General features: G+C 72.2%; 22 protein-coding genes. 15 read left to right on the forward strand and 7 right to left on the reverse strand.

What is annotated here, in order from left to right; genetic code table 11:
* Positions 1–127: 127 nt before the first annotated feature.
* Both ACWGJY_RS06730 and coaA read right to left on the reverse strand, forming a co-directional pair.
* Positions 128–1,066, reverse strand: a complete 939-nt coding sequence (locus tag ACWGJY_RS06730) for a DUF389 domain-containing protein (RefSeq protein WP_453259680.1) — start codon at positions 1,064–1,066, stop codon at positions 128–130.
* Positions 1,067–1,079: 13 nt separating this feature from the next.
* Positions 1,080–2,063, reverse strand: coding sequence for a type I pantothenate kinase (coaA, locus tag ACWGJY_RS06735; protein ID WP_453259681.1), 984 nt, complete (start codon positions 2,061–2,063; stop codon positions 1,080–1,082).
* Between the two features lie 194 nt (positions 2,064–2,257).
* Here coaA and ACWGJY_RS06740 point away from each other — a divergent pair, with 194 nt between their 5' ends.
* Positions 2,258–2,536: a hypothetical protein gene (locus ACWGJY_RS06740; RefSeq protein WP_453259682.1), complete on the forward strand. Its 279-nt coding sequence runs from the start codon at positions 2,258–2,260 to the stop codon at positions 2,534–2,536.
* 212 nt (positions 2,537–2,748) lie between these two features.
* Here the strand turns inward: ACWGJY_RS06740 and ACWGJY_RS06745 are convergent, their stop codons facing one another.
* The 3 genes from ACWGJY_RS06745 to ACWGJY_RS06755 all read right to left on the reverse strand — a co-directional run bounded on the left by ACWGJY_RS06745 (position 2,749) and on the right by ACWGJY_RS06755 (position 5,360).
* Positions 2,749–3,129 carry a hypothetical protein gene (locus ACWGJY_RS06745; protein WP_453259683.1) on the reverse strand — a complete coding sequence of 127 codons (381 nt, stop codon included), beginning with the start codon at positions 3,127–3,129 and terminating at the stop codon, positions 2,749–2,751.
* A 274-nt stretch (positions 3,130–3,403) separates the two neighbouring features.
* Entirely contained in the window at positions 3,404–4,732 is a 1,329-nt protein-coding gene (gene hisS / locus ACWGJY_RS06750; RefSeq protein ID WP_453259684.1) for a histidine--tRNA ligase, read from the reverse strand.
* 223 nt (positions 4,733–4,955) lie between these two features.
* Positions 4,956–5,360 (reverse strand): ATP-binding protein, encoded by a 405-nt coding sequence (locus tag ACWGJY_RS06755; RefSeq protein WP_453259685.1) that lies wholly within the window; start codon positions 5,358–5,360, stop codon positions 4,956–4,958.
* A 209-nt stretch (positions 5,361–5,569) separates the two neighbouring features.
* On the opposite strand from ACWGJY_RS06755, the gene ACWGJY_RS06760 reads away from it, so the two are divergent.
* From ACWGJY_RS06760 to ACWGJY_RS06805, 10 genes are all read left to right on the forward strand, one after another.
* On the forward strand, positions 5,570–6,439 hold the full coding sequence (locus ACWGJY_RS06760) for a helix-turn-helix domain-containing protein (RefSeq protein ID WP_453259686.1): 870 nt from the start codon (positions 5,570–5,572) through the stop codon (positions 6,437–6,439).
* Positions 6,436–6,651 (forward strand): DUF397 domain-containing protein, encoded by a 216-nt coding sequence (locus ACWGJY_RS06765; RefSeq protein WP_453259687.1) that lies wholly within the window; start codon positions 6,436–6,438, stop codon positions 6,649–6,651. Before ACWGJY_RS06760 ends, ACWGJY_RS06765 begins: the two co-directional genes overlap by 4 nt.
* A 54-nt stretch (positions 6,652–6,705) precedes the next feature.
* Positions 6,706–8,553 (forward strand): glutamine--fructose-6-phosphate transaminase (isomerizing), encoded by a 1,848-nt coding sequence (gene glmS / locus ACWGJY_RS06770; RefSeq protein ID WP_453259688.1) that lies wholly within the window; start codon positions 6,706–6,708, stop codon positions 8,551–8,553.
* Positions 8,550–8,918 carry a holo-ACP synthase gene (locus tag ACWGJY_RS06775; RefSeq protein WP_453259689.1) on the forward strand — a complete coding sequence of 123 codons (369 nt, stop codon included), beginning with the start codon at positions 8,550–8,552 and terminating at the stop codon, positions 8,916–8,918. Before glmS ends, ACWGJY_RS06775 begins: the two co-directional genes overlap by 4 nt.
* A gap of 102 nt (positions 8,919–9,020) precedes the next feature.
* Positions 9,021–10,445 (forward strand): NAD(P)H-hydrate dehydratase, encoded by a 1,425-nt coding sequence (locus tag ACWGJY_RS06780; protein ID WP_453259690.1) that lies wholly within the window; start codon positions 9,021–9,023, stop codon positions 10,443–10,445.
* Positions 10,446–10,555: 110 nt separating this feature from the next.
* Positions 10,556–11,407 carry a L,D-transpeptidase family protein gene (locus tag ACWGJY_RS06785; RefSeq protein WP_453259691.1) on the forward strand — a complete coding sequence of 284 codons (852 nt, stop codon included), beginning with the start codon at positions 10,556–10,558 and terminating at the stop codon, positions 11,405–11,407.
* Positions 11,408–11,465: 58 nt separating this feature from the next.
* The gene (alr, locus tag ACWGJY_RS06790) at positions 11,466–12,653 is read left to right on the forward strand and encodes an alanine racemase (protein ID WP_453259692.1); all 1,188 of its coding nucleotides are present in this window, start codon (positions 11,466–11,468) and stop codon (positions 12,651–12,653) included.
* The gene (locus tag ACWGJY_RS06795; RefSeq protein WP_453259693.1) at positions 12,650–13,996 is read left to right on the forward strand and encodes an alpha/beta fold hydrolase; all 1,347 of its coding nucleotides are present in this window, start codon (positions 12,650–12,652) and stop codon (positions 13,994–13,996) included. The genes alr and ACWGJY_RS06795 overlap by 4 nt, the downstream gene beginning before the upstream one ends.
* 129 nt (positions 13,997–14,125) lie before the next feature.
* Positions 14,126–14,662 carry a tRNA (adenosine(37)-N6)-threonylcarbamoyltransferase complex ATPase subunit type 1 TsaE gene (gene tsaE / locus ACWGJY_RS06800; RefSeq protein ID WP_453259694.1) on the forward strand — a complete coding sequence of 179 codons (537 nt, stop codon included), beginning with the start codon at positions 14,126–14,128 and terminating at the stop codon, positions 14,660–14,662.
* Positions 14,663–14,946: 284 nt separating this feature from the next.
* Positions 14,947–15,207 (forward strand): hypothetical protein, encoded by a 261-nt coding sequence (locus ACWGJY_RS06805; RefSeq protein WP_453259695.1) that lies wholly within the window; start codon positions 14,947–14,949, stop codon positions 15,205–15,207.
* 40 nt (positions 15,208–15,247) lie between these two features.
* Here the strand turns inward: ACWGJY_RS06805 and ACWGJY_RS06810 are convergent, their stop codons facing one another.
* Positions 15,248–15,817, reverse strand: a complete 570-nt coding sequence (locus ACWGJY_RS06810; RefSeq protein ID WP_453259696.1) for a hypothetical protein — start codon at positions 15,815–15,817, stop codon at positions 15,248–15,250.
* Positions 15,818–15,958: 141 nt separating this feature from the next.
* On the opposite strand from ACWGJY_RS06810, the gene tsaB reads away from it, so the two are divergent.
* The 4 genes from tsaB to ACWGJY_RS06830 all read left to right on the forward strand — a co-directional run bounded on the left by tsaB (position 15,959) and on the right by ACWGJY_RS06830 (position 18,995).
* On the forward strand, positions 15,959–16,654 hold the full coding sequence (gene tsaB / locus ACWGJY_RS06815) for a tRNA (adenosine(37)-N6)-threonylcarbamoyltransferase complex dimerization subunit type 1 TsaB (protein WP_453259697.1): 696 nt from the start codon (positions 15,959–15,961) through the stop codon (positions 16,652–16,654).
* Positions 16,655–16,776: 122 nt separating this feature from the next.
* Entirely contained in the window at positions 16,777–17,304 is a 528-nt protein-coding gene (locus tag ACWGJY_RS06820) for a GNAT family N-acetyltransferase (protein ID WP_453259709.1), read from the forward strand.
* A gap of 5 nt (positions 17,305–17,309) precedes the next feature.
* Entirely contained in the window at positions 17,310–18,443 is a 1,134-nt protein-coding gene (gene tsaD / locus ACWGJY_RS06825; RefSeq protein WP_453259698.1) for a tRNA (adenosine(37)-N6)-threonylcarbamoyltransferase complex transferase subunit TsaD, read from the forward strand.
* A 186-nt stretch (positions 18,444–18,629) separates the two neighbouring features.
* Positions 18,630–18,995 (forward strand): hypothetical protein, encoded by a 366-nt coding sequence (locus ACWGJY_RS06830; RefSeq protein ID WP_453259699.1) that lies wholly within the window; start codon positions 18,630–18,632, stop codon positions 18,993–18,995.
* 7 nt (positions 18,996–19,002) lie between these two features.
* On the opposite strand, the gene ACWGJY_RS06835 is transcribed toward ACWGJY_RS06830, so the two are convergent.
* Positions 19,003–20,214 carry a class I SAM-dependent methyltransferase gene (locus ACWGJY_RS06835; protein WP_453259700.1) on the reverse strand — a complete coding sequence of 404 codons (1,212 nt, stop codon included), beginning with the start codon at positions 20,212–20,214 and terminating at the stop codon, positions 19,003–19,005.
* Between the last annotated feature and the right edge of the window lie 216 nt (positions 20,215–20,430).

The raw sequence follows: 20,430 nt of genomic DNA on the forward strand, positions 1-20,430 counted from the left end.
GCGCCCCCGCCCCCCCCCCCCCCCCGACGCCCCCGGGCCCGGCCCCGGGCGGGGCGGGCCCGAGACCGTGTCGTGGCGGGGCCGTGTCGCGGCGACGTGCCGGCGTGATGCCGGCGGGGTTGTCGTGTCAGCGCGGCGCCGCAGCGGTGCCGTGCCGGGCCCACAGGAGCTTCTGCACGACCAGGGTGAGCGTGCCCGCGACCACGATGCCGGCCAGGTTCAGCAGGAGCTGGCCGGCGGAGCCCCAGGTCTGCGCGTAGTCGCCGTAGGTGAAGGCCACGGCGGCGTTGGCGGCGGCGGGAACGGTCGTCACGGAGATCGCCACGCCCACCAGGGCACCGGATTTCGCCGAGGTCAGCGAGAGGGTGCCGGCGATCCCGGCGAGGAAGGCCACCACGAACGACATCCGGTCCGGCTGCCAGATGAACGACGTATTGGGGCGCGCGCCCTCGGCCTGGTGCCGGGTGAACAGCCCCACCGCATCCATGAAGTAGCTGAAGCCGCAGGTCAGCACCATGGCCACCGCGAAGCCGACGACCAGTGCCAGCAGCGAGCGCCAGGCCAGGCGCGGGGCGCGCCGGACCAGGGCCGTACAGATCCCCGCCAGCGGGCCGAACTCCGGGCCGACCGCCATCGCGCCGACGACGAGGATCGCGTTGTCCAGGACCACACCGCAGGCCGCGATCATCGTCGCCAGGGCCAGGAACGCGAGGTAGGTGGCCGACAGCGTCGACTCCTCGTGGGTGGCGTCGGCCAGCGACTCCCACAACACGGCGTCGGCACCCTCTCCCGGCGCTTCGTCCTCCGCCCGGTCGGCCCGGTGCGACAGCGACAGATCGATGTGCTCGATCGCGATCGAACCGGTCCTGTCCAGGTCCATCGCCCGCAGCCGGGCCAGCAGCCCGTCGCCGGCCTCCCGGGCGGCGTCGCACATCACCACATCGCCCTGCGGGTCGCGGGCCGCCCCGGTCAGCACCACCAGATGGGTCACCCCGACGGTCGTCTCCAGCAGCCGGAGCACCTCGTCCGTGCGGTGCGCGGGGACGAGCAGGCGTAGATGCAGCACGGCGGGCGACTCCCTAGAGTTTGCGCAACGACAGCCGTTGCACCTTGTGGTCCGGCCCCTTGCGCAGCACCAGGTTGGCGCGGCCGCGGGTGGGGGCGACGTTCTGTTGCAGATTGGGCTTGTTGACGGTGCGCCACATCATGCGGGCGTAGCCGAGGGCCTCGTCCTCGGAGACCTGGGTGTACTTGCGGAAGTACGAGAACGGGTTCTGGAAGGCCGTCTCGCGCAGCTTGCGGAAGCGGCCGAGGTACCACTTCTCGATGTCCTCGGTGCGGGCGTCGACGTAGACGGAGAAGTCGAAGAAGTCGGCGAGTCCGAGGCGGGTGCGGCCGTCCTTGCCGGGCAGCGCCGGCTGCAGGACGTTCAGGCCCTCGACGATGAGGATGTCCGGGCGGTGCACGGTCAGTTGCTCGCCGGGCACGATGTCGTAGATGAGGTGGGAGTAGACGGGCGCGGTGACCTCGGCCTTGCCGGACTTCACCGCCGCGACGAAGCGGGTCAGCGCCCGGCGGTCGTAGGACTCCGGGAAGCCCTTGCGGGACATCAGGCCGCGGCGGTGCAGCTCGGCGTTGGGGAAGAGGAACCCGTCGGTGGTGACCAGCTCGACGCGCGGGTGCTCGGGCCAGCGGGCCAGCAGCGCCTGGAGCAGCCGCGCGGTGGTGGACTTCCCGACCGCCACGCTGCCCGCGACCCCGATGACGAACGGGGTGCCGGGCTGGGGGCCGCCGCCCGCGTCGCCGAGGAAGGTGTTCAGCGCACCGCGCAGATTGCTGGTGGCGCCGACGTAGAGGTTGAGGAGCCGGGACAGCGGGAGGTAGACATCGCGTACCTCGTCGAGGTCGATGACATCGCCCAGGCCCCGCAGTCGTTCGACCTCGTCGGCCGTCAGGGGCAGCGGGGTCTTCTCCCGTAGGGCGCTCCACTGCGCGCGTGTCAGATCGACGTACGGGGAGCGCTCGGCGCGGCGTCGTTGCTGCGGATCGGTCGTCAGGGGCACGCGCCCATTGTGCGCAGCCGCCATATGCCGTTCATCCCGGGGTGCCCGCGGGGCCTTCGGAGGGCAGGCTTGTGGGCGTCGGGGCGGGCTCGGGGCTTCTCTGCCTGGGTGTCTGTACCCGAGGGATTTTGCCCGGTACGGTCGGTGGCGGGGAGCGGCCCGGCTGCGGGCCGAGGACGAATCAGGGGGTGCGTGTGCGAGCGCGTAGGGCCGGTCTGCTGGGACAGCGGCCGTGGGGGAGGACCACAAGCGCGACCGGCGGCCGGGCGGCGGATGCGGCATCGGACGGATTTGCCGCGCGGGTGTACGCCGAACTGGCGGAGGAACTGCCGGACGAGGATCTGGGGGAGGACCTCGGCGATTTCCTGGAGCGCTACGAGCCGGGCAGCGAACTCGGGGCGGACGCGGAGGCGGACGAGGAGTTCCTGGAGACGGTGCGGGAGGCGCATGCGCGGATAGCGCGGGGGTACTGAGGGGAGACGGAAACCGTCAACCGGTTGATCGCCGGGTCTCCGTGCTCCGACGCCGCCTGATCGGCCAGCACCTCCCTATTGGGTTCTTGGTGCCTCGGCGCCCGTGACGGCATGTTCCACCTGTACTGGCCCCCGCACCGGTGTGTCCCGCTCCGATGCCTTGGAGCGGGACACAGCGCGTCAGGTCAGTGGCGCTCGTCGGGCGCTGTGGGCTACTCGTCGAGGTAGAGCAGCGCGGTGATCGTCTTCTTGCACACGTCGCAGTGCATCGGCGCTTCGATGCTCGCCAGGTCGCACTCGATGGAGGTGATGCGGTCCACCACTCCCGTCTCGGCCTCGCTGCGCCAGGCGTCATGCCAGCGTTCGGTGTTCTGCTGGAGCCGCGAGACGTAGCCGCGGGTCATCTCGTAGAACGCCCGGACGCCGCGCTCCTTCATATAGCCCCAGTTGAACTCCAGGCTCTTGAGCACCACGGGGAACGGGTGCAGTGCCTGGGTGCGGCCCCAGGTCTCCAGCACGTCCGCGACGTCCAGCCTGCCGGCCCGCTCGTCCAGGACCGTCCACATGCCCGAGGCGTCGTAGTCGCCCAGCACCTGGTCGAGAATCCCTGCGCAGCGGCGCAGGTTCGCCTTCTTCGCCTGGAAGACCCGGGTGACCTCGGTGCGCGCCTGGGCAGTCGGCTCCTTGCGGCCTTGCTGATCGCCCGGGTTAACTCCGTACTGAGTGCCGCCTCATCGCACAGTGAGTCTCCGAAGCTGAGCCAGGGGTCCGGGAACCCCCGCTCAGCCGTGATCTGGAAGATCCGATCGCCTTGCGTACCCATCCGCTACTCCTCGAAGGTCGGCAGCGGAATGGGTCCGCTGCGCGTCAACTGGATGGTGCGCACCGCCGCGCGAGCTCCGCGGCGGCCTGATCGAGCGGGACCTGGACCTGCTCACCGCTGTCCATGTCCCGCAGCGTGACCGAGCCGGCATCACGCTCCGCCTGGCCATAGATCACGCAGAAGCGGGCCCCCTGATCGCCGGCCCACTTCATCTGCTTGGCGAACTTCCCACTGGACCCCAGGTAGACACCCGTACGGACTCCGGCTCGGCGGATTTCAGCCGCCATCCGGAAGCTGTCCGCAGACAGGTCCTCGCCCATGACCGTGACGGCCACATCGATCTGCGAGTAGCCGCCCTCCTCGCCCTGCTCCAGCAGCGGAAGGATGCGCTCAATGCCCAGCGAGCCGCCACAGGCCGGTGAATCCTTCCCGCCGAGCCGCGCGATCAGACCGTCGTACCGGCCGCCGGACGCGATCGACCCCGGCATGCCCGGCGCGGTGACCTCGAAGATGATCCCCGTGTAGTAGTCGAGGCCACGCACGAGGTTTGGCGTGAAGCCGATCCGCTCGGCGGGGATGGCGTCCTTGGTCAGCTCCAGCAGCCGGTCCACCTCAGCCAGGCCCGCCTGACCGACCTCGCTGGACTTCAGCTCACCCCTGATCCGCTCCACCGCATCCGGCGACGTCAGGTCATCCACCAGGCTCTGCGCCACCTCGGACGACAGGCCGCGGCCCGTGACCAGCTCCTCGACGACAGCCTCCGGGGACAGCTTGTCGAGCTTGTCGAGGGTGATCAGCACTCCGGACCCCAGGTCCGCGGGGACGCTGTATGCCTCCAGCAGACCGAACAGAACATGCCGGGAGTTCAGCAGGAACCGGAACTCCGGCACGCCGAGCGCATCCAGAGCGTCGTGCAGGGCCAGGACGACTTCGGCGTCGGACAACGGAGAGGAGGAGCCCACGATGTCCAGGTCGCACTGCACGAACTCGCGGAAGCGTCCCTTGCCCGGCCGGTCTGCCCGCCACACCGGATCGATGGCGTACCGCTTGTACGGGGAGGGCAGCTGGCTGCCGTAGGCCGCCACCGCGCGAGCCAGGGGCACCGTGAGGTCATAGCGGAGAGCGAGATCGGCCTCGCCGGTCGCCTCATGCTCACCACGCCGGAGGATCTTGAAGATCAGCTTGTCGCCCTCGTCGCCGTACTTGCCGGTGAGAACGTCCAGCCGCTCGAACGCCGGTGTCTGGAGGGGCTGAAAGCCGTAGCGGCCGAACACTTCCCGAATCGTCGCGAACGCGCGTTCCCGCCTCTCATGCTCGGCGGCGAGGAAATCGCGGGTGCCGGACGCGGGCTCAAACTGCTTCAACGAGGCCATGCCGTCATAGTCCCGGAAGCCGGGCGCCACAGGCAAAACGCATCGAGCGGTGTCGCGACGTGACGGACCGTCCGGAGGGCACCCCCGTGCCTGCCGCCGCGTCCCTCCCCGAGGGAGGCGGCCTGCGGGCGATCCGTACGTACCAAGCCCGAATCCGGCCGGTGTCGATCCCTTCCCGCTGAGGCTCGCGGCGGCAGTCCGCCTCAGCGGGAACTGGGTCTGCTCAGAGCTGTGTTGCGGGCCCGACCGGGAGGTGCGCCCACACCGTCTTGCCGGGGTTGCGCGGCCGTACGCCCCAGTGCTGGGAGAGGGCGTCCACGATGAGCAGGCCGCGGCCGGAGGGGTCGTCCGGGGTGGGTTTGCGGAGTTCCGGCATCCGCCACTGGTAGGAGTCGGCCACCTCCAGGACCAGGATGCCGTTGCGGCGGCGTAAGGCCAGTTCGAAGTAGTCACCCGTTCCCTTGGCGTGGGAGACGACGTTGGTGGTCAGTTCGCTGGTGATGAGGACGCCGTCCTCGATGAGGCCGCCTAGTTTCCAGTCGGTCAGGATCGCCCTGACGTGGATTCGGGCGGCAGCGACGGACTCCTTGCGGACCCGGAACCTCTTGATGTGTGTGCGCCCGGACATGTGTCCCCCAAGGGTGGTGGGCAGGCGGAACCGTGATCACCCACTGTCCTTGAACGGCGACATGGAGTGACCTGTCTGACGCTAGGGCCGCACTGGCGCAAGTTGCAAGTACTCGATAGTTGTAAATTTGCGAGCTACCTGGAGTCTCAATTACCTGGTGTGCGCGAGGCGTTACTGTGCATCCTGGATGTGTGCGACAGGGAGGTGGCATGCCCGTAGGTGGGAAGCCCACGGTGCGTAGTCGGCGGCTCGGTGCGGCGCTCAAGCGCTACCGGCTCGCCGCTCGGCTCGACCAGGAGCATGCGGCCGAGGTGCTGGGCTGCTCGATCGCCAAGATCAGCCGCGTTGAAGGAGGTATCAGCGCGTCGCGCGTCGGGGACGTCCGCGTGCTGCTGGACCTCTACGAGGTGTCAGACGCGAATGTACGAACGCAGTTGGAGCACCTCGCCCGGGTGAGCAACAAGCGTGGCTGGTGGCTCGACTACGCGGGAATGATGAGCGAGGAACATGCCGACCTGATTGCGCTGGAGGTCGACGCCTCGTACATCCGGACATGGCAGCCGCTGTTCATTCCCGGACTGTTGCAGACGCCGGGCTATCTCAAGGCGCTCGTCGACGGCAGCCACACGACGCATTCTGCGGAAACCGTCGAGAAGGCCCTGGCGGTTCGGCGGGAGCGAAAGCGAGTCATCGAAGAGGGCGGGGCGCAATTCGCCGCGGTCGTGTGGGAGCCGGCGCTGACTGCCCCGATGCCGTCACGGGAGGTGCACCGGGAGCAGCTGACGCACATCCATGAGCTGGCCCAGCGGAAGAATGTCACGCTGCAGGTTCTCCCGTACTCGGAATGGGGTGCCGCGCATATGGCGTCGCACTTCTCCATCTTCTCGTTCGGGCCGGAGCCGGCGCCGGAAGCCGTTGCGTTCGACAGTACGACCAGCACGGTGATCATTGAGGATCTGGACGATGTCGCCAAGCATGCCCGCATTTTTGAAGCGCTCCGGTCTGCGGCGCTGAGCCGTAAGCAGAGCCTCACGTTCCTCGACAAAGCGATAGCGAACATGCCGGAGGGTGAGAAGTGACCTCGATAGAGAGCCGTGAGATCGTCACCGAGTTCGTCAAGGCCAGAGCCTCACAGGGGATCAACCAGGAGTGCGTGGAGGTCGCCGAGACCGCCGACGGCGGTCGTGCCGTTCGGGACAGTAAGGACCGGGCGGGTGGGACGCAGTTTCACGCGGCCGGGGCCTGGGGTGCGTTTGTCGGTGCGGTGAAAGCCGGGTTCTTCGGGGGGTGACCCGCCGGTACCTGCCGCCGCGGGCCGGGCCGGCCCGCGGCGTACGCTGCCTTCATGTGCGGAATCGTGGGATATGTGGGCGGGCAGAGTGCCCTGGATGTCGTCCTGGCCGGGCTGAAGCGGCTGGAGTACCGCGGCTATGACTCGGCGGGTGTCGCCGTGCTGGCCGACGGCGGGCTGGCGGCGGCCAAGAAGGCCGGCAAACTCGCCAATCTGGAGAAGGAACTGGCGGACCATCCGCTGCCGGCCGGTTCGACCGGCATCGGGCACACCCGGTGGGCCACCCACGGCGGGCCCACCGACGAGAACGCCCATCCGCATCTGGACAACGCCGGCCGGGTTTGTGTCGTACACAACGGCATCATCGAGAACTTCGCCGGGCTGCGGGCCGAACTGACCGACCGCGGGCACGAGTTGACGTCCGAGACGGATACCGAGGTGGTGGCGCATCTGCTCGCCGAGGCCTACTCGTCCTGCGGTGAGCTGGCGGAGGCGATGCGGCAGGTGTGCCGGCGGCTGGAGGGCGCGTTCACGCTGGTCGCGGTGCATGCCGATGAGCCCGATGTGGTGGTCGGGGCGCGCCGGAACTCGCCGCTGGTGGTGGGGGTCGGGGACGGTGAGGCCTTCCTCGCCTCGGACGTGGCGGCGTTCATCGCGCACACCCGTGAGGCGATCGAGCTGGGGCAGGACCAGGTGGTGGAGCTGCGCCGGGAGGCGGTGACGGTCACCGGCTTCGACGGGGCGCCCGCGCAGGTACGGGAGTACCACGTCGACTGGGACGCCTCGGCCGCCGAGAAGGGCGGCTACGACTACTTCATGCTGAAGGAGATCGCGGAGCAGCCGAAGGCCGTCGCGGACACGCTGCTGGGGCGGATCGACGCGTCGGGGGTGCTGTCCCTGGACGAGGTGCGGATCCCGCCGGCGGTGCTGCGCGAGGTGGACAAGGTCGTCATCGTGGCGTGCGGGACGGCGTACCACGCGGGGATGATCGCCAAGTACGCGATCGAGCACTGGACGCGGATTCCGTGCGAGACGGAGCTGGCGAGCGAATTCCGCTACCGCGACCCGATCCTGGACCGGCACACGCTGGTCATCGCGATCAGCCAGTCCGGCGAGACCATGGACACCCTGATGGCGCTGCGGCACGCGCGCGAGCAGGGCGCGAAGGTGCTGGCCATCTGCAACACGAACGGCTCGACCATTCCGCGGGAGTCGGACGCGGTGCTGTACACGCACGCCGGGCCCGAGGTCGCGGTGGCGTCGACGAAGGCGTTTTTGACGCAGCTGGTGGCCTGCTATCTGGTGGCGCTGTACGTCGCGCAGGTACGGGGCACGAAGTGGGGCGACGAGATCCGGGCCGTGGTGCGCGAACTGGCGGCCATCGGCACCCAGGTCGAGCAGGTGCTCGGCACGATGGAGCCGGTGCGGGAGCTGGCGCGTGGCCTGGCCGACAAGAACACGGTGCTGTTCCTCGGCCGTCATGTGGGCTACCCGGTGGCGCTGGAGGGCGCGCTGAAGCTCAAGGAACTCGCGTATATGCACGCGGAGGGCTTTGCGGCCGGGGAGCTGAAGCACGGGCCGATCGCGCTGATCGAGGACGATCTGCCGGTGGTGGTGGTCGTGCCGTCGCCGCGCGGGCGGTCCGTACTGCACGACAAGATCGTGTCGAACATCCAGGAGATCCGGGCCCGGGGCGCGCGGACGATCGTGATCGCGGAGGAGGGCGACGAGACGGTGGTGCCCTACGCCGACCACCTCGTACGGATTCCGCGGACGCCGGTGCTGCTGCAGCCGTTGGTGTCCACGATCCCGCTGCAGGTCTTCGCCTGCGAGCTGGCCACCGCCCGCGGCAACGAGGTCGACCAGCCGCGCAACCTCGCCAAGTCGGTGACGGTGGAGTGATCATCGGGGTCGGGATCGACGTTGCCGAGATCGAGCGCTTCGGCGCGGCGCTGGAGCGTACGCCGGAGCTGGCGCGGCGGCTGTTCCTCGACGAGGAGCTGATGCTGCCGAGCGGTGAGCGCCGCGGCATCGCCTCGCTCGCCGCGCGGTTCGCCGCCAAGGAGGCGCTGGCCAAGGCGCTCGGGGCGCCGAGCGGGCTGCACTGGACCGATGCCGAGGTGTACGTCGAGGACAGCGGGCAGCCGCGGCTGCGGGTGCGCGGCACCGTCGAGGCACGCGCGGCGGCGCTCGGGGTGCGGACCTGGCATGTGTCGCTGAGCCATGACGCGGGGGTCGCCTCCGCCGTGGTGATCGCCGAGGCGTGAAGCCGCTGTGGCGCCCGCCCCCGCTCGTCGGTGGGCGGGCGCCGCTTTTGTGCGGAGGGGAAATCCCCCGCACCCCGTGGGCGAGGGGCGAGACTTGTCGGCATGAGGACTGCCTACAGCGTGGAGACCGTGCGGGCCGCCGAGCGGGAGCTCATGGCCCGGTTGCCCGAAGGGGCCCTGATGCAGCGGGCCGCGGCCGGACTGGCCGTGGCCTGTGCGGAGTTGCTGGGGCGGGTGTACGGCGCCCGGGTGGTGCTGCTGGTGGGCAGCGGCGACAACGGCGGGGACGCGCTGTACGCCGGTGCCCGGCTGGCGCGGCGGGGGGCCGGGGTGACGGCGGTGCCGCTCTCGCCCGAACGGGCGCACCGGGGCGGGCTCGCCGCACTGCGGGCGGCCGGCGGGCGGGTCTCGGCCGATGCGCTGCGGGACATCGCGCGGGCCGATCTGGTGGTGGACGGGATCGTCGGGATCGGGGGGCGGGGCGGGCTGCGCCCCCAGGCCGCGCAACTGGCGCGTGCGGCCCGGGAGTCGGCGCCGGTGGTGGCCGTCGACCTGCCCAGCGGTGTGGACGCGGACAGCGGTGAGGTGCGGGGGGATGCCGTACGGGCCGATGCGACGGTGACGTTCGGCGCGTACAAACCGGGGCTGCTGATCGACCCGGCGCGGGAGCGGGCCGGCGCGCTGCGGCTGGTGGACATCGGGCTCACGCTGCCGGCGGACGCCGGTATGGAGGCGTTGCAGCACGCGGACGTGGCGGAGCTGCTGCCGCGTCCGGCGCCCGAGAGCGACAAGTACCGGCGGGGCGTGGTCGGGGTGGTCGCCGGGTCCGCGCGGTATCCGGGGGCGGCGGTGCTCGCGGTGGCGGGTGCGCTGCGGGGCGGCGCGGGGGCCGTGCGCTATGTCGGGCCGGCCGCCGAAGCGGTGCTGGCGCACTTCCCGGAGACGCTGGTGCATGCCGGGCCGCCGGACAAGGCCGGCCGGGTGCAGGCGTGGGTGATCGGACCCGGCATCGGCGACGAGTCGGACGCGCTGGACGAGGTGCTGGCGGCGGAGGTGCCGGTGCTGGTGGACGCGGACGGGCTGCGCTTCCTGACGCCCCGGCGGGTCGTGGAACGTCCCGCCGAGACCTTGCTGACGCCGCATGCGGGGGAGGCCGCCGCGCTGCTGGGGTGCGGGCGCGGGGAGGTCGAGGCGGCACGGCTGGCATCCGTACGGGAGTTGGCGGCGCGCTACGGCGCCACGGTGTTGCTCAAGGGCTCCACGACGCTGATCGCGCGGGCGGACGGCCCGGTGCGGGTCAATCCCACGGGCACCAGCTGGCTGGCGACGGCCGGGAGCGGCGATGTGCTGTCGGGGGTGACGGGATCGCTGCTCGCCGCGGGACTCACGGCACGTGACGCGGGCTCCGTCGGTGCGTATCTGCACGGGCTGGCGGCCCGCCACGCGGCCGGGCCGGCCGGCGCACCGATCCGGGCCTTCGAGGTTGCCGACCATCTGGCCGCGGCCTGGCGGGATGTGACGGACTGACAGAAGACGCCGGGCGGGCGTTACGCCCGGCGGGGGAATGGGACGGGCACCAGGGCGAACCTGGTGTCCGGCGGGCGGTACGGCCCGGCGGCCACGGCATGCGTGAGGGCATGAAACGCACTCTTCCTGCGCTGCTGGTCTGCGCCTCGCTGCTCGCCGTCGCCGGCCCGCCCGCGGTGGCCGGCGCGCCGTCGCCCCTCTCGCACGCGGCCCTTGCGCCCGTCTCGTACGCGGTCCCCGATCTGGTTCCCGGTATCCCGCGCGGTCCGCAGGAGCCGGCCGGGCGCGAGACGCCCGGCCGGGCGCAGCTGCGCGGGCCGTGGCACACCGAGTACGTGCCGCGGTCCGAGGTGGTCAGCCCCGGCACCAGGGCGGTGGCGTGCAGCCGGTCGACCGGGCCGTTCCAGCGGCAGACGGAGCGCTATCTGCGGCGGGATGCGGACGGGCGGCAGAGCGCGGGGGACTGCCGGGCGATCCGGCGGTTCCAGCGGGCGCACCGCATTGCGCCGGCGACCGGGTTCGCGGGGCCGGTCACGGGCGCGATGGTGCGGCTGATGCGGGCCAGGAAGGACCCCAACCGGGCCGGTCACTGCCCCGACCGTCCGCAGCGGACCGCGTGTGTCGATCTGAACCGGCAGCTGATGTGGGTGCAGCAGAACGGGCAGGTGATCTTCGACCCGGTGGCCATCCGGTCCGGTGCGCCGACGATGGAGACCCGTACCGGGTCGTACCGGATCTATCTGCGGCACAGAAGGCACATTTCCAACCTTTACGGCACGTCCATGCCGTACGCGCAGTTCTTCGACCGCGGGGAGGCGCTGCACGGCGTCTATGAGGACATCTACTCCGGGCCCGGCTCGCACGGCTGCGTCAACCTCACCATGACGGACGCGCGGAGGGTGTGGGAAGTGCTGAAGAAGGGGGACATCGTGTACGTCTGGGGGCGGAAACCCGGCTTGTGAGCACGGTTTTCCCGCCCGTCCCCCGGGGCGCCGCGGCGTCGCCTGCGACACTGAGGGGGTGAACGAGACAGCGAAGCGCGCCCGTGCCGCCATCGACCTCGCCGCCGTGCGGTCGAATGTCCGTGCACTGCGGGACCGCGCACCCCGGGCAGAGCTGATGGCCGTGGTCAAGTCCGACGGCTACGGACACGGGGCGGTGCGCTGCGGGCGCGCCGCCCGTGACGCGGGTGCGGGCTGGCTGGGCACGGCACTGCCCGAGGAGGCGTTCGCGCTGCGTGCGGCCGGGGACACCGGGCGGCTGATGTGCTGGCTGTGGACGCCGGGCGGCCCCTGGCAGCAGGCCGTCGAGCAGGACATCGACGTCTCGGTGAGCGGGCTGTGGGCGCTGCGTGAGGTGACCGCGGCGGCGCGGGCGTGCGGCCGCACCGCTCGCGTCCAGCTCAAGGCTGACACCGGCCTCGGCCGCAACGGCTGCCCGCCCGCCGACTGGCCGGAACTGACCGCCGCGGCCCGCGCCGCCGAGGCCGAGGGCGCGCTGACCGTCACCGGCGTCTGGTCGCACCTCGCCTGCGCCGACGAGCCCGGCCACCCCTCGATCGCCGCCCAGCTGGACGTCTTCCACGACGTGTTGAAGACCGCCGAGACGGCCGGGCTGCGCCCCGAGGTACGGCACATCGCCAACACCCCGGCGCTGCTGACCCTGCCCGAGGCGCACTTCGACCTGGTCCGCACCGGCATCGGCATCTACGGCCTCTCGCCCAGCCCCGAGGTCGGCACCTCCCAGGACTTCGGGCTGCGGCCGGCGATGACCCTGGAGGCCTCGCTCGCGTCGGTCAAGCGCGTCCCCGGCGGCCACGGCGTCTCGTACGGGCACCACTACACCACCTCCGGCGAGACCACCCTGGCGCTGGTCCCGCTCGGCTACGCCGACGGCATCCCGCGGCACGCCTCCGGCGCCGGCCCCGTGCTGGTCGCCGGCAAGTGGCGGACGGTCGCCGGGCGGATCGCGATGGACCAGTTCGTGGTCGACCTGGGCGGCGACAGTGCCGAGCCGGGCGATCCGGCGGTGCTGTTCGGCCCCGGGGACCGCGGCGAGCCGACCGCGGAGGACTGGGCCCGGGTGGCCGGAACCATCGGCTATGAAATCGTGACCCGGATCGGAAGCCGGGTACCACGCGTCTATGGGGAGAGCGGCATACGGAGCGAAGCCGAAGGGGACAGTGCGCTCACGGGGGGCACGGCATGACCGAGGGACAGGAGGCCGCCGCGCAGGCGGTCGAGACGGCGGCCGAGGTGGCCGGTAACTGGTCGAAGGCCGGCCGGCATGCCGGTGTCGCCGGCGCCGCGATCGGCGTGGTCGCGGCGGGTGCCGCGGCCGGTGTGGCGATAGAGCGGATGACGGTCGGCCGCGGGATGCGGCGCCGCGCCCGGCTCGCGCTGGACGCCGCCGGCCCGTACGGCACGCTGCGCGGCATCCCGGGGGCCGCGATCGCCGAGGACGGCACCGAGCTGTACTACGAGGTCGACGAGCCGGGCCCGGAGCCGGGCCGCCCGGAGAAGCACGACGCGGCGGCCAGGCCCGGCGTGAACGGCAAGCCCGCCAAGCACGGCAAGCACGACCGCTCCGCCAAGCCCGTCCGCGGCAAGGAGGCCCGTGCCGCGCAGGAGGCCCAGGGCGGTCTGCGCAAGCGGCTGACGGTGGCGCTGGGGCGGCGCTCCGCGGCCCCCACGGTCGTCTTCAGCCACGGGTACTGCCTGAGCCAGGACTCCTGGCACTTCCAGCGCTCGGCGCTGCGCGGCACCGTGCGTACCGTCCACTGGGACCAGCGCAGCCACGGCCGCTCCTCGCGCGGCCACGGCCAGATCGACGGCACCGAGCCGGTCACCATCGACCTGCTGGGCCGGGACCTGAAGGCCGTGCTGGACGCCGCGGTCCCCGAGGGGCCGATCGTGCTGGTCGGGCACTCCATGGGCGGCATGACGGTGATGGCGCTGGCCGACCAGTTCCCCGAGTACGTCGCGGAGCGGGTGGTCGGGGTGGCCCTGATCGGCACCTCCGCCGGCCGGCTCAGCGAGGTCGGCTTCGGGCTGCCGTCCATGGGCGTCAAGGCCTTCCACTGGCTCGCGCCGGGCGTCCTCAAGGCGCTCGGCTGGCAGCGCGAGATCGTCGAGCGCGGGCGGCGGGCCACCGCCGATCTCTTCGCGGGGCTGATCAAGCGGTATTCGTTCGGGACTCCGGAGAAGGTGGACCCGGGCATCGCGCGGTTCGGCGAGCGGCTGATCGAGGCGACCCCGATCGATGTCGTCGCCGAGTTCTTCCCGGCGTTCGCGGTGCACGACAAGACCGAGGCGCTGGTGGCGTACGACGCGGTGCCCGCGCTGGTGCTCGCCGGAGAGAGCGATCTGATCACCCCCGCCGACCACAGCCGGTCGATCGCCGAGGTGCTGCCCGAAGCGGAGCTGGTGTGTGTGCCGGGCGCCGGTCATCTGGTGATGCTGGAGCGGCCCGAGCTGGTCAATGACCATCTGGTGTCGCTGGTGGAACGGGCGAGCGTGGCGGCCCGCAGCTCGCGGCACGCCCGCGCCTGAGACCCCGGGGCCGGCCGGGCGGCGGGGGCCTCGGGGGGCGACGGGCGGGGGAGGCACGGGGCTGCCGCTGGGTAGCGGTGTCGTTTGGGGGCGGTGGTCGGGCGACGGGCGGGACGTACCATTTGCGGCATGAGCACCACCGGAGCGATTGCGCACGTAACCGTCAAGTCCCCCGAACAGATGCAGGAGTTGGGCCGTCGGCTGGCCCCGCTGCTGCGCCCCGGCGACCTGGTGCTGCTCACCGGTGAGCTGGGCGCCGGCAAGACCACGCTGACCCGCGGCCTGGGCGAGGGGCTGGGCGTGCGCGGCGCCGTGACCTCGCCCACCTTCGTCATCGCCCGGGTGCACCCCTCGCTGTCCGGCGGCCCCGCGCTGGTGCATGTCGACGCCTACCGGCTCGGCGGCGGGCTGGACGAGATGGAGGACCTGGACCTCGATGTCTCGCTGCCGGAGTCGGTGGTGGTCGTGGAGTGGGGCGAGGGCAAGGTCGAGGAGCTGGCCGAGGACCGGCTGCATGTGGTCATCGGGCGCGCGGTCGGGGCGGATGCCCCGGGCGGCGCGGACGGCGCCCTGGAAGACGGTGCGGACGATGTCCGCGAGGTGACGGTGACCGGCCTCGGCGCGCGCTGGGCGGCCGCCGGTCTGCCCGCGCTGGAGACCTGCTGACGGCGGGGTGGACCGGCCGCCGGTGCGACGGGGCGGACCGGTCCCTGATCCGGTCCCTGAGTGGCCCCTGGTCCGGCCCGTGATCCAGCCCCTGGTCCGGCCCCTGACCCGGTCACCGGCCCGGCCCCGACCCGGTCACCGGCCCGGTAGTTTCCGACAAGCCGTCGGTAAGATGTTGCATACCTGATGCCGGGCGTGGTGACATGGGTGGAGACCCCAGTTAGGTCAGCCTAAGTAGCGAGCCTGGCTTCTGTCGCTCGTCCCAGGAGCCCCGGGAGGCGTCCATGTCGGCCCACCAGCCCTCCCCCTTGCCTGAAGGGCGCGGGAGTACCCCCGTCGCGGCGGCCGGGCGCGGCGAGTACGAGGCGCGCGAGGCGCCGACCATGAATGAACTGCTGGCCGCGGGCGCCGCGGCCAGCGCCGTCTCCACGCCCCCCGACGCCGCCGGGGAAGCCCGTCCGGGCAAGCCGGCGGAGTCCGCGGAGGAGCCGGAAACGGAGGACGGGGCCGGGCCCGCGTCCACCGGGAGCCGCGACGCGGCGTAGCCCGTAGGGGCGAAGGGGGGAGGGGCCGGGTGCCGCGCGGTCAGGAGACCACGACGACCTTGGTGCCGTGCAGCGCGAAGTCCCACATCGCCTTGCCGTCGTCCCGTGACTCGCGGATGCCGCCGGTCTTCTTCGACGAGCCCTGGTCGGGCTTGGAGCCGTCGACGGCCGCGCTGAAGCCGACGGTGACACCGTCCACCATGGCGAACCGCACCACATGCTCGATCGCGATGCCGTCCGAGCCCGTGACGCTCACCGACCGCGTGCCGACCGCGTACGCCCCCAGCGGCGGGCTCACCGTGCTCGGCGCGACCGTGAACGTACGCAGTGCCTTGTCCGCCGGGCCGACCAGCCAGACCCGCTTGGCACCGAGCGAGTAGACGATCCGCCGGCCCTTGCCGGACGCCGCGGGGACGGCGGCCGGAGCGGGCGCCTTGTCCTTCTTGCCGCGCGGGTCCGGGCGGTCCTTGGGCGCGCTGTGGTGGCTGTCCTTACGGGCCTGGGTGAGGGTGTCCGGAGCGGACGCCGAAGCCTGGTAGCCGAGCACACCGACCACGACCACGGCGGCCGTGGTCAGCGCGGTGACGATCGTGCTGCTCTTAGCGGGCACCGCTGTGCCACCTTTCCTCCCGCTCCCTGCCGCCGGCGGGGAGCCCCGGGCCTTGGCATGCCGGGCTGCTTGCTGTGCTGGCTACGGGGGCGACGGTAGCACCGCGACAGGTACCGCCCGCCGAGCCGTAGTCTTAAGGACGTGCTGCTGCTAGCTCTTGACACCGCCACCCCCGCCGTCACCGTCGCGCTCCACGACGGCACCCGGGTCCTCGCCGAGTCCCGCCAGGTGGATGCGCGCCGGCACGGCGAGCTGCTGCTGCCCGCCGTCGACCGGGTGCTGGCCGAGGCCGGCCTGAAGCTCGACGCGGTCAGCGACATCGTGGTCGGGGTGGGGCCGGGACCGTACACCGGGCTGCGGGTCGGTCTGGTGACCGCCGCGACCTTCGGGGCGGCCCTCGGCGTACCCGTTCACGGCCTGTGCTCCCTGGACGGCCTCGCCCATGCCTCCGGGCTGACCGAGCCCTTCCTCGTGGCCACCGACGCCCGCCGCAAGGAGGTCTACTGGGCGCGCTACGAAGCCCGCCCGTCGCCCGGCCGTCACCCCGGCGCGGGCGTCACGGTGACGCGGCTGACCGAGCCCGCCGTCGACCGCCCCGAGGACATCGCCGACCAGGTGGCCGGCGTCCCTGCCGTGGGTGCGGGCGCGCTGCTCTACGACATGGTCTTCACCGGCGTACGGCGCGAGGGCCCCGAGCACCAGTCCGCCGGGGCGCTGGCCGCGCTGGCTGCCGGGAAGCTGGCCGCGGGCGAGGAGCTGCTGCCCCCGCAGCCGCTGTATCTGCGCCGGCCGGACGCCCAGGTGCCCGCCAACTACAAGGTGGTCACTCCCCAGTGACCCCCCGCCCGTCGCCCGACCTTCCCCAAGCTCTCCACTCCGTTCGAGCAGGGGAGACCCCAAGCCCCGCGGCGGCCCCGCCGCGCGGCGGGGCCCCCCGGCACGACGCGGCACTGCGCGAGATGCGCTGGTGGGACATCGCGCCGGTGCTGGAACTGGAGCGGGAACTGTTCCCCGAGGACGCCTGGTCGCCGGGGATGTTCTGGTCAGAGCTGGCGCATGCCCGCGGGCCGTACGCCACCCGCCGCTATCTCGTCGCCGAATGGGAGGTGCCGCCGCGCTGGGGGTCCCCCCGGACAGCGTCCGGGGGAGGCGCCGATGAGGGCCGGCTGGTCGGCTACGGCGGGCTGGCCGCCGTCGACGGCACCGGCGACATCCAGACCATCGCCACCGCCCGCGACCAGTGGGGCACCGGCCTCGGCGCCCGGCTGCTGACCGAACTCCTCGGCGCCGCAACGGACTTCGAGTGCCACGAGGTGCTGTTGGAGGTGCGGGTCGACAATGTGCGCGCCCAGCGCCTCTACGAGCGCTTCGGCTTCGAGCCGATCGGCTTCCGCCGCGGCTACTACCAGCCCGGCAATGTCGACGCCCTCGTGATGCGCCGCACCACCCAGACCTCCTCCGAAGCACCCTCCGTACAAGGAACTTGAGACTCATGGCTGACTCACGCGGCGGACCGCTCGTCCTCGGCATCGAGACCTCCTGCGACGAGACCGGTGTCGGCATCGTCCGCGGTCACACCCTCCTCGCCGACGCCGTCGCCTCCAGCGTCGACGAGCACGCCCGCTTCGGCGGGGTGGTGCCGGAGGTGGCCTCACGCGCCCATCTGGAGGCGATGGTCCCCACCATCCAGCGGGCCCTGAAGGACGCCGGGGTCGCGGCCTGTGACCTGGACGGGATCGCGGTCACCGCGGGACCGGGCCTGGCCGGTGCGCTGCTGGTCGGCGTCTCGGCCGCCAAGGCGTACGCCTACGCCCTGGGCAAGGCGCTGTACGGCGTCAACCACCTCGCCTCCCACATCTGCGTCGACCAGCTGGAGCACGGCCCGCTGCCGGAGCCGACGATGGCGCTGCTGGTGTCCGGCGGCCACTCCTCCCTGCTGCTCGCGCCGGACATCACCTCCGACGTACGCCCCCTGGGCTCGACCATCGACGACGCGGCCGGCGAGGCCTTCGACAAGATCGCGCGAGTGCTGAACCTCGGCTTCCCGGGCGGCCCGGTCATCGACCGCTACGCGCGCGAGGGCAACCCCGACGCGATCCGTTTCCCGCGCGGGCTGACCGGACCCCGCGACCCGGTCTACGACTTCTCGTTCTCCGGTCTGAAGACGGCAGTGGCCCGCTGGATCGAGGCCAAGCGCGCGGCCGGCGAGCAGGTGCCGGTGGCGGATGTCTCGGCGTCCTTCCAGGAGGCCGTGGTGGATGTGCTGACCCGTAAGGCCGTCCGGGCCTGCAAGGACAACGGCGTGGACCACCTGATGATCGGCGGCGGGGTCGCGGCCAACTCCCGGCTGCGGGCGATGGCCGAGCGCCGCTGCGAGGACGCCGGGATCACGCTGCGGGTGCCGCGGCCCAAGCTGTGCACCGACAACGGCGCGATGGTCGCCGCCCTCGGCGCGGAGATGGTGGCACGGGGCCGGCGGGCCTCCGCCTGGGACCTCTCCGCCGACTCGTCCCTGCCGGTCACCGAGCCGCATGTGCCCGGCGAGGCCCCCGAGGACGTACCCGCGCACCACCACCACGACCATGACCACGTCCACGAGATGAGCAAGCACAACCTCTACTCCTGAGGCCGGCGCGGGGCTGAGGCGGGCGCGGGCCCGGGGCCGGTGCGGGCCTGAGGCCGGCGCGGGCCCGGGGCGGCGCGGGCTCGTTTTGTCGTTCTGTGCGTCCTCGTGCCTCCCCCGGCCCCGCCTGCGGCCCGAGATCTTACCCTGGCAGCAGCACCGGGCGCGCACGTGGGGAGGCGGCAGGCTGTGGACTGGTTCTGGTGGGTCTTCATCTTCTTCATGGCGGGCGGCTTCGCGAAGGTCGCCGACACCGCCCGTACGGCGCTGCGTACGCGGCACGAGCGCAAGATGGAGCGGCTGGTGACCGCCCGTCAGGAGCGGCAGGAGCTGGCCGCCGTGCAGCAGCCGCCACAGCCGGTGTGCGGCTGCACCCACCACCTCGCCAAGCATGACAAAAAGGGCAAGTGTCATGAGCTGGTGGAGGTGGCGGTCGCCTGGGACGCCGACCACAAGCCGGTGCAGTACGAGGCGGGCCAGTGCACCTGCCAGCAGTACATCGGCCCGCAGCCGCTCTCCCAGGTCTACGCCGAGGACCTCACCGACCTGGCCTGAGCGCCGCTCAGGGCGCGTCCGCCGCCGGGTGCCCCAGCAGCATCATGGGAGCGCCGTCGACCCGGGTCAGGAAGATCGTGCAGGACTTGCGGCCCCCGCCGAGCTTCAGCTTCTTGCGCAGCTCCTCCGGCTCCACCGCGGAACCGCGCTTCTTGATCACCGCGATGCCGACCCCGCGCTCGCGCAGCAGCGCCTTGAGCTTCTTGACGTGGAACGGCAGCACATCGGTGATCGCGTAGGCGGTGGCGAACGGCGTCTCGGCCGGCCGGTCCGCGGTGATGTACGCGATCGTCGGATCGATCAGCCGGCCGCCGGTCTGCCGGGCGACGTCCGCGACGAGATGGGCGCGGATCACCGCCCCGTCGGGCTCGTACAGCCAGTCGCCGACGGGTCCCGCCGCGGGATCGGGCAGCCCGGCGCCGAGCAGGGAGTCACCGGCCGGAAGCAGGGTGGCGCGGCGGCCACCGGGCGTCGGGCCGGGCGCCCCGCCCCGCGCCGTCCCGAACCACACCACGGCCTCCTTGACGTCGCCGCCGTCCGAGATCCACTCCGTCTCGGCGTCCTCGGGCAGCGCCTCGTGCGGCACCCCCGGCGCGATCTTCAGCGCCGCGACCGGCGCCTTACGGGCCGCCTCGACGGCCCACGACAGCGGCGGCGCATACGCCTCGGGATCGAAGATGCGCCCGCCCCTCGCCTTGCTGCGCCGGGCCGGATCCACGAACACCGCGTCATACCCCGCGGTGTCCACCTCCGTCACCTCCGCGCAGCGCACCTCGATCAGCTCCGCCAGCCCCAGCGCCTCGGCGTTGGCCCGGACCGCGGCGCAGGCCAGCGGGTCATGGTCGACGGCCAGCACCCGGATCCCGGCGCGGGCCAGCGCGAGCGCGTCGCCGCCGATGCCGCAGCACAGATCGGCCAGCGTACGGACGCCCAGCGCGGCGAGCCGGGCGGCCCGGTGGGCGGCGACCGTGGCACGGGTGGACTGCTCGACGCCGTTGGGCGTGAAGTACATCAGCCGCGCATCCGCCCCGAACTTCGCCGCCGCGCGCTGCCGTAGCCGGGCCTGGCCGAGCGCCGCGGAGACCAGCGGCGCGGGGTGCTCGCGGCGCAGCCGGGTGGCTGCCGCCAGCTCGTCCGCCGGGTTGTGGTCCCGCAGTTCGGCCAGCAGCGATTGCCCCTCCGGGGCGAGCAGGGCGGAAAAGGTGTCGAGGTCGTTCACGGTCCTATTGTCGCCCCACGTTTTCGGCTGTCCCGCCGCGGTGGTTTCTCGCTGTTGCGTCTGCGGCTCTCCCGCGTTTTCGGCCGTCCCGCCGCGGCGGCTTCTCGCCGTTGCGCCTGCGGCGGGCGGGGTCCGCTGCGCGGGGCTGTCGGGTGCGGTGACGGGCCGGAGGGGCCGGTGTGCGGGACTGCTTCGCTTTACGTCCCGCACACCGGC

The sequence above is a fragment of the Streptomyces sp. NPDC054765 genome, from assembly GCF_053612065.1.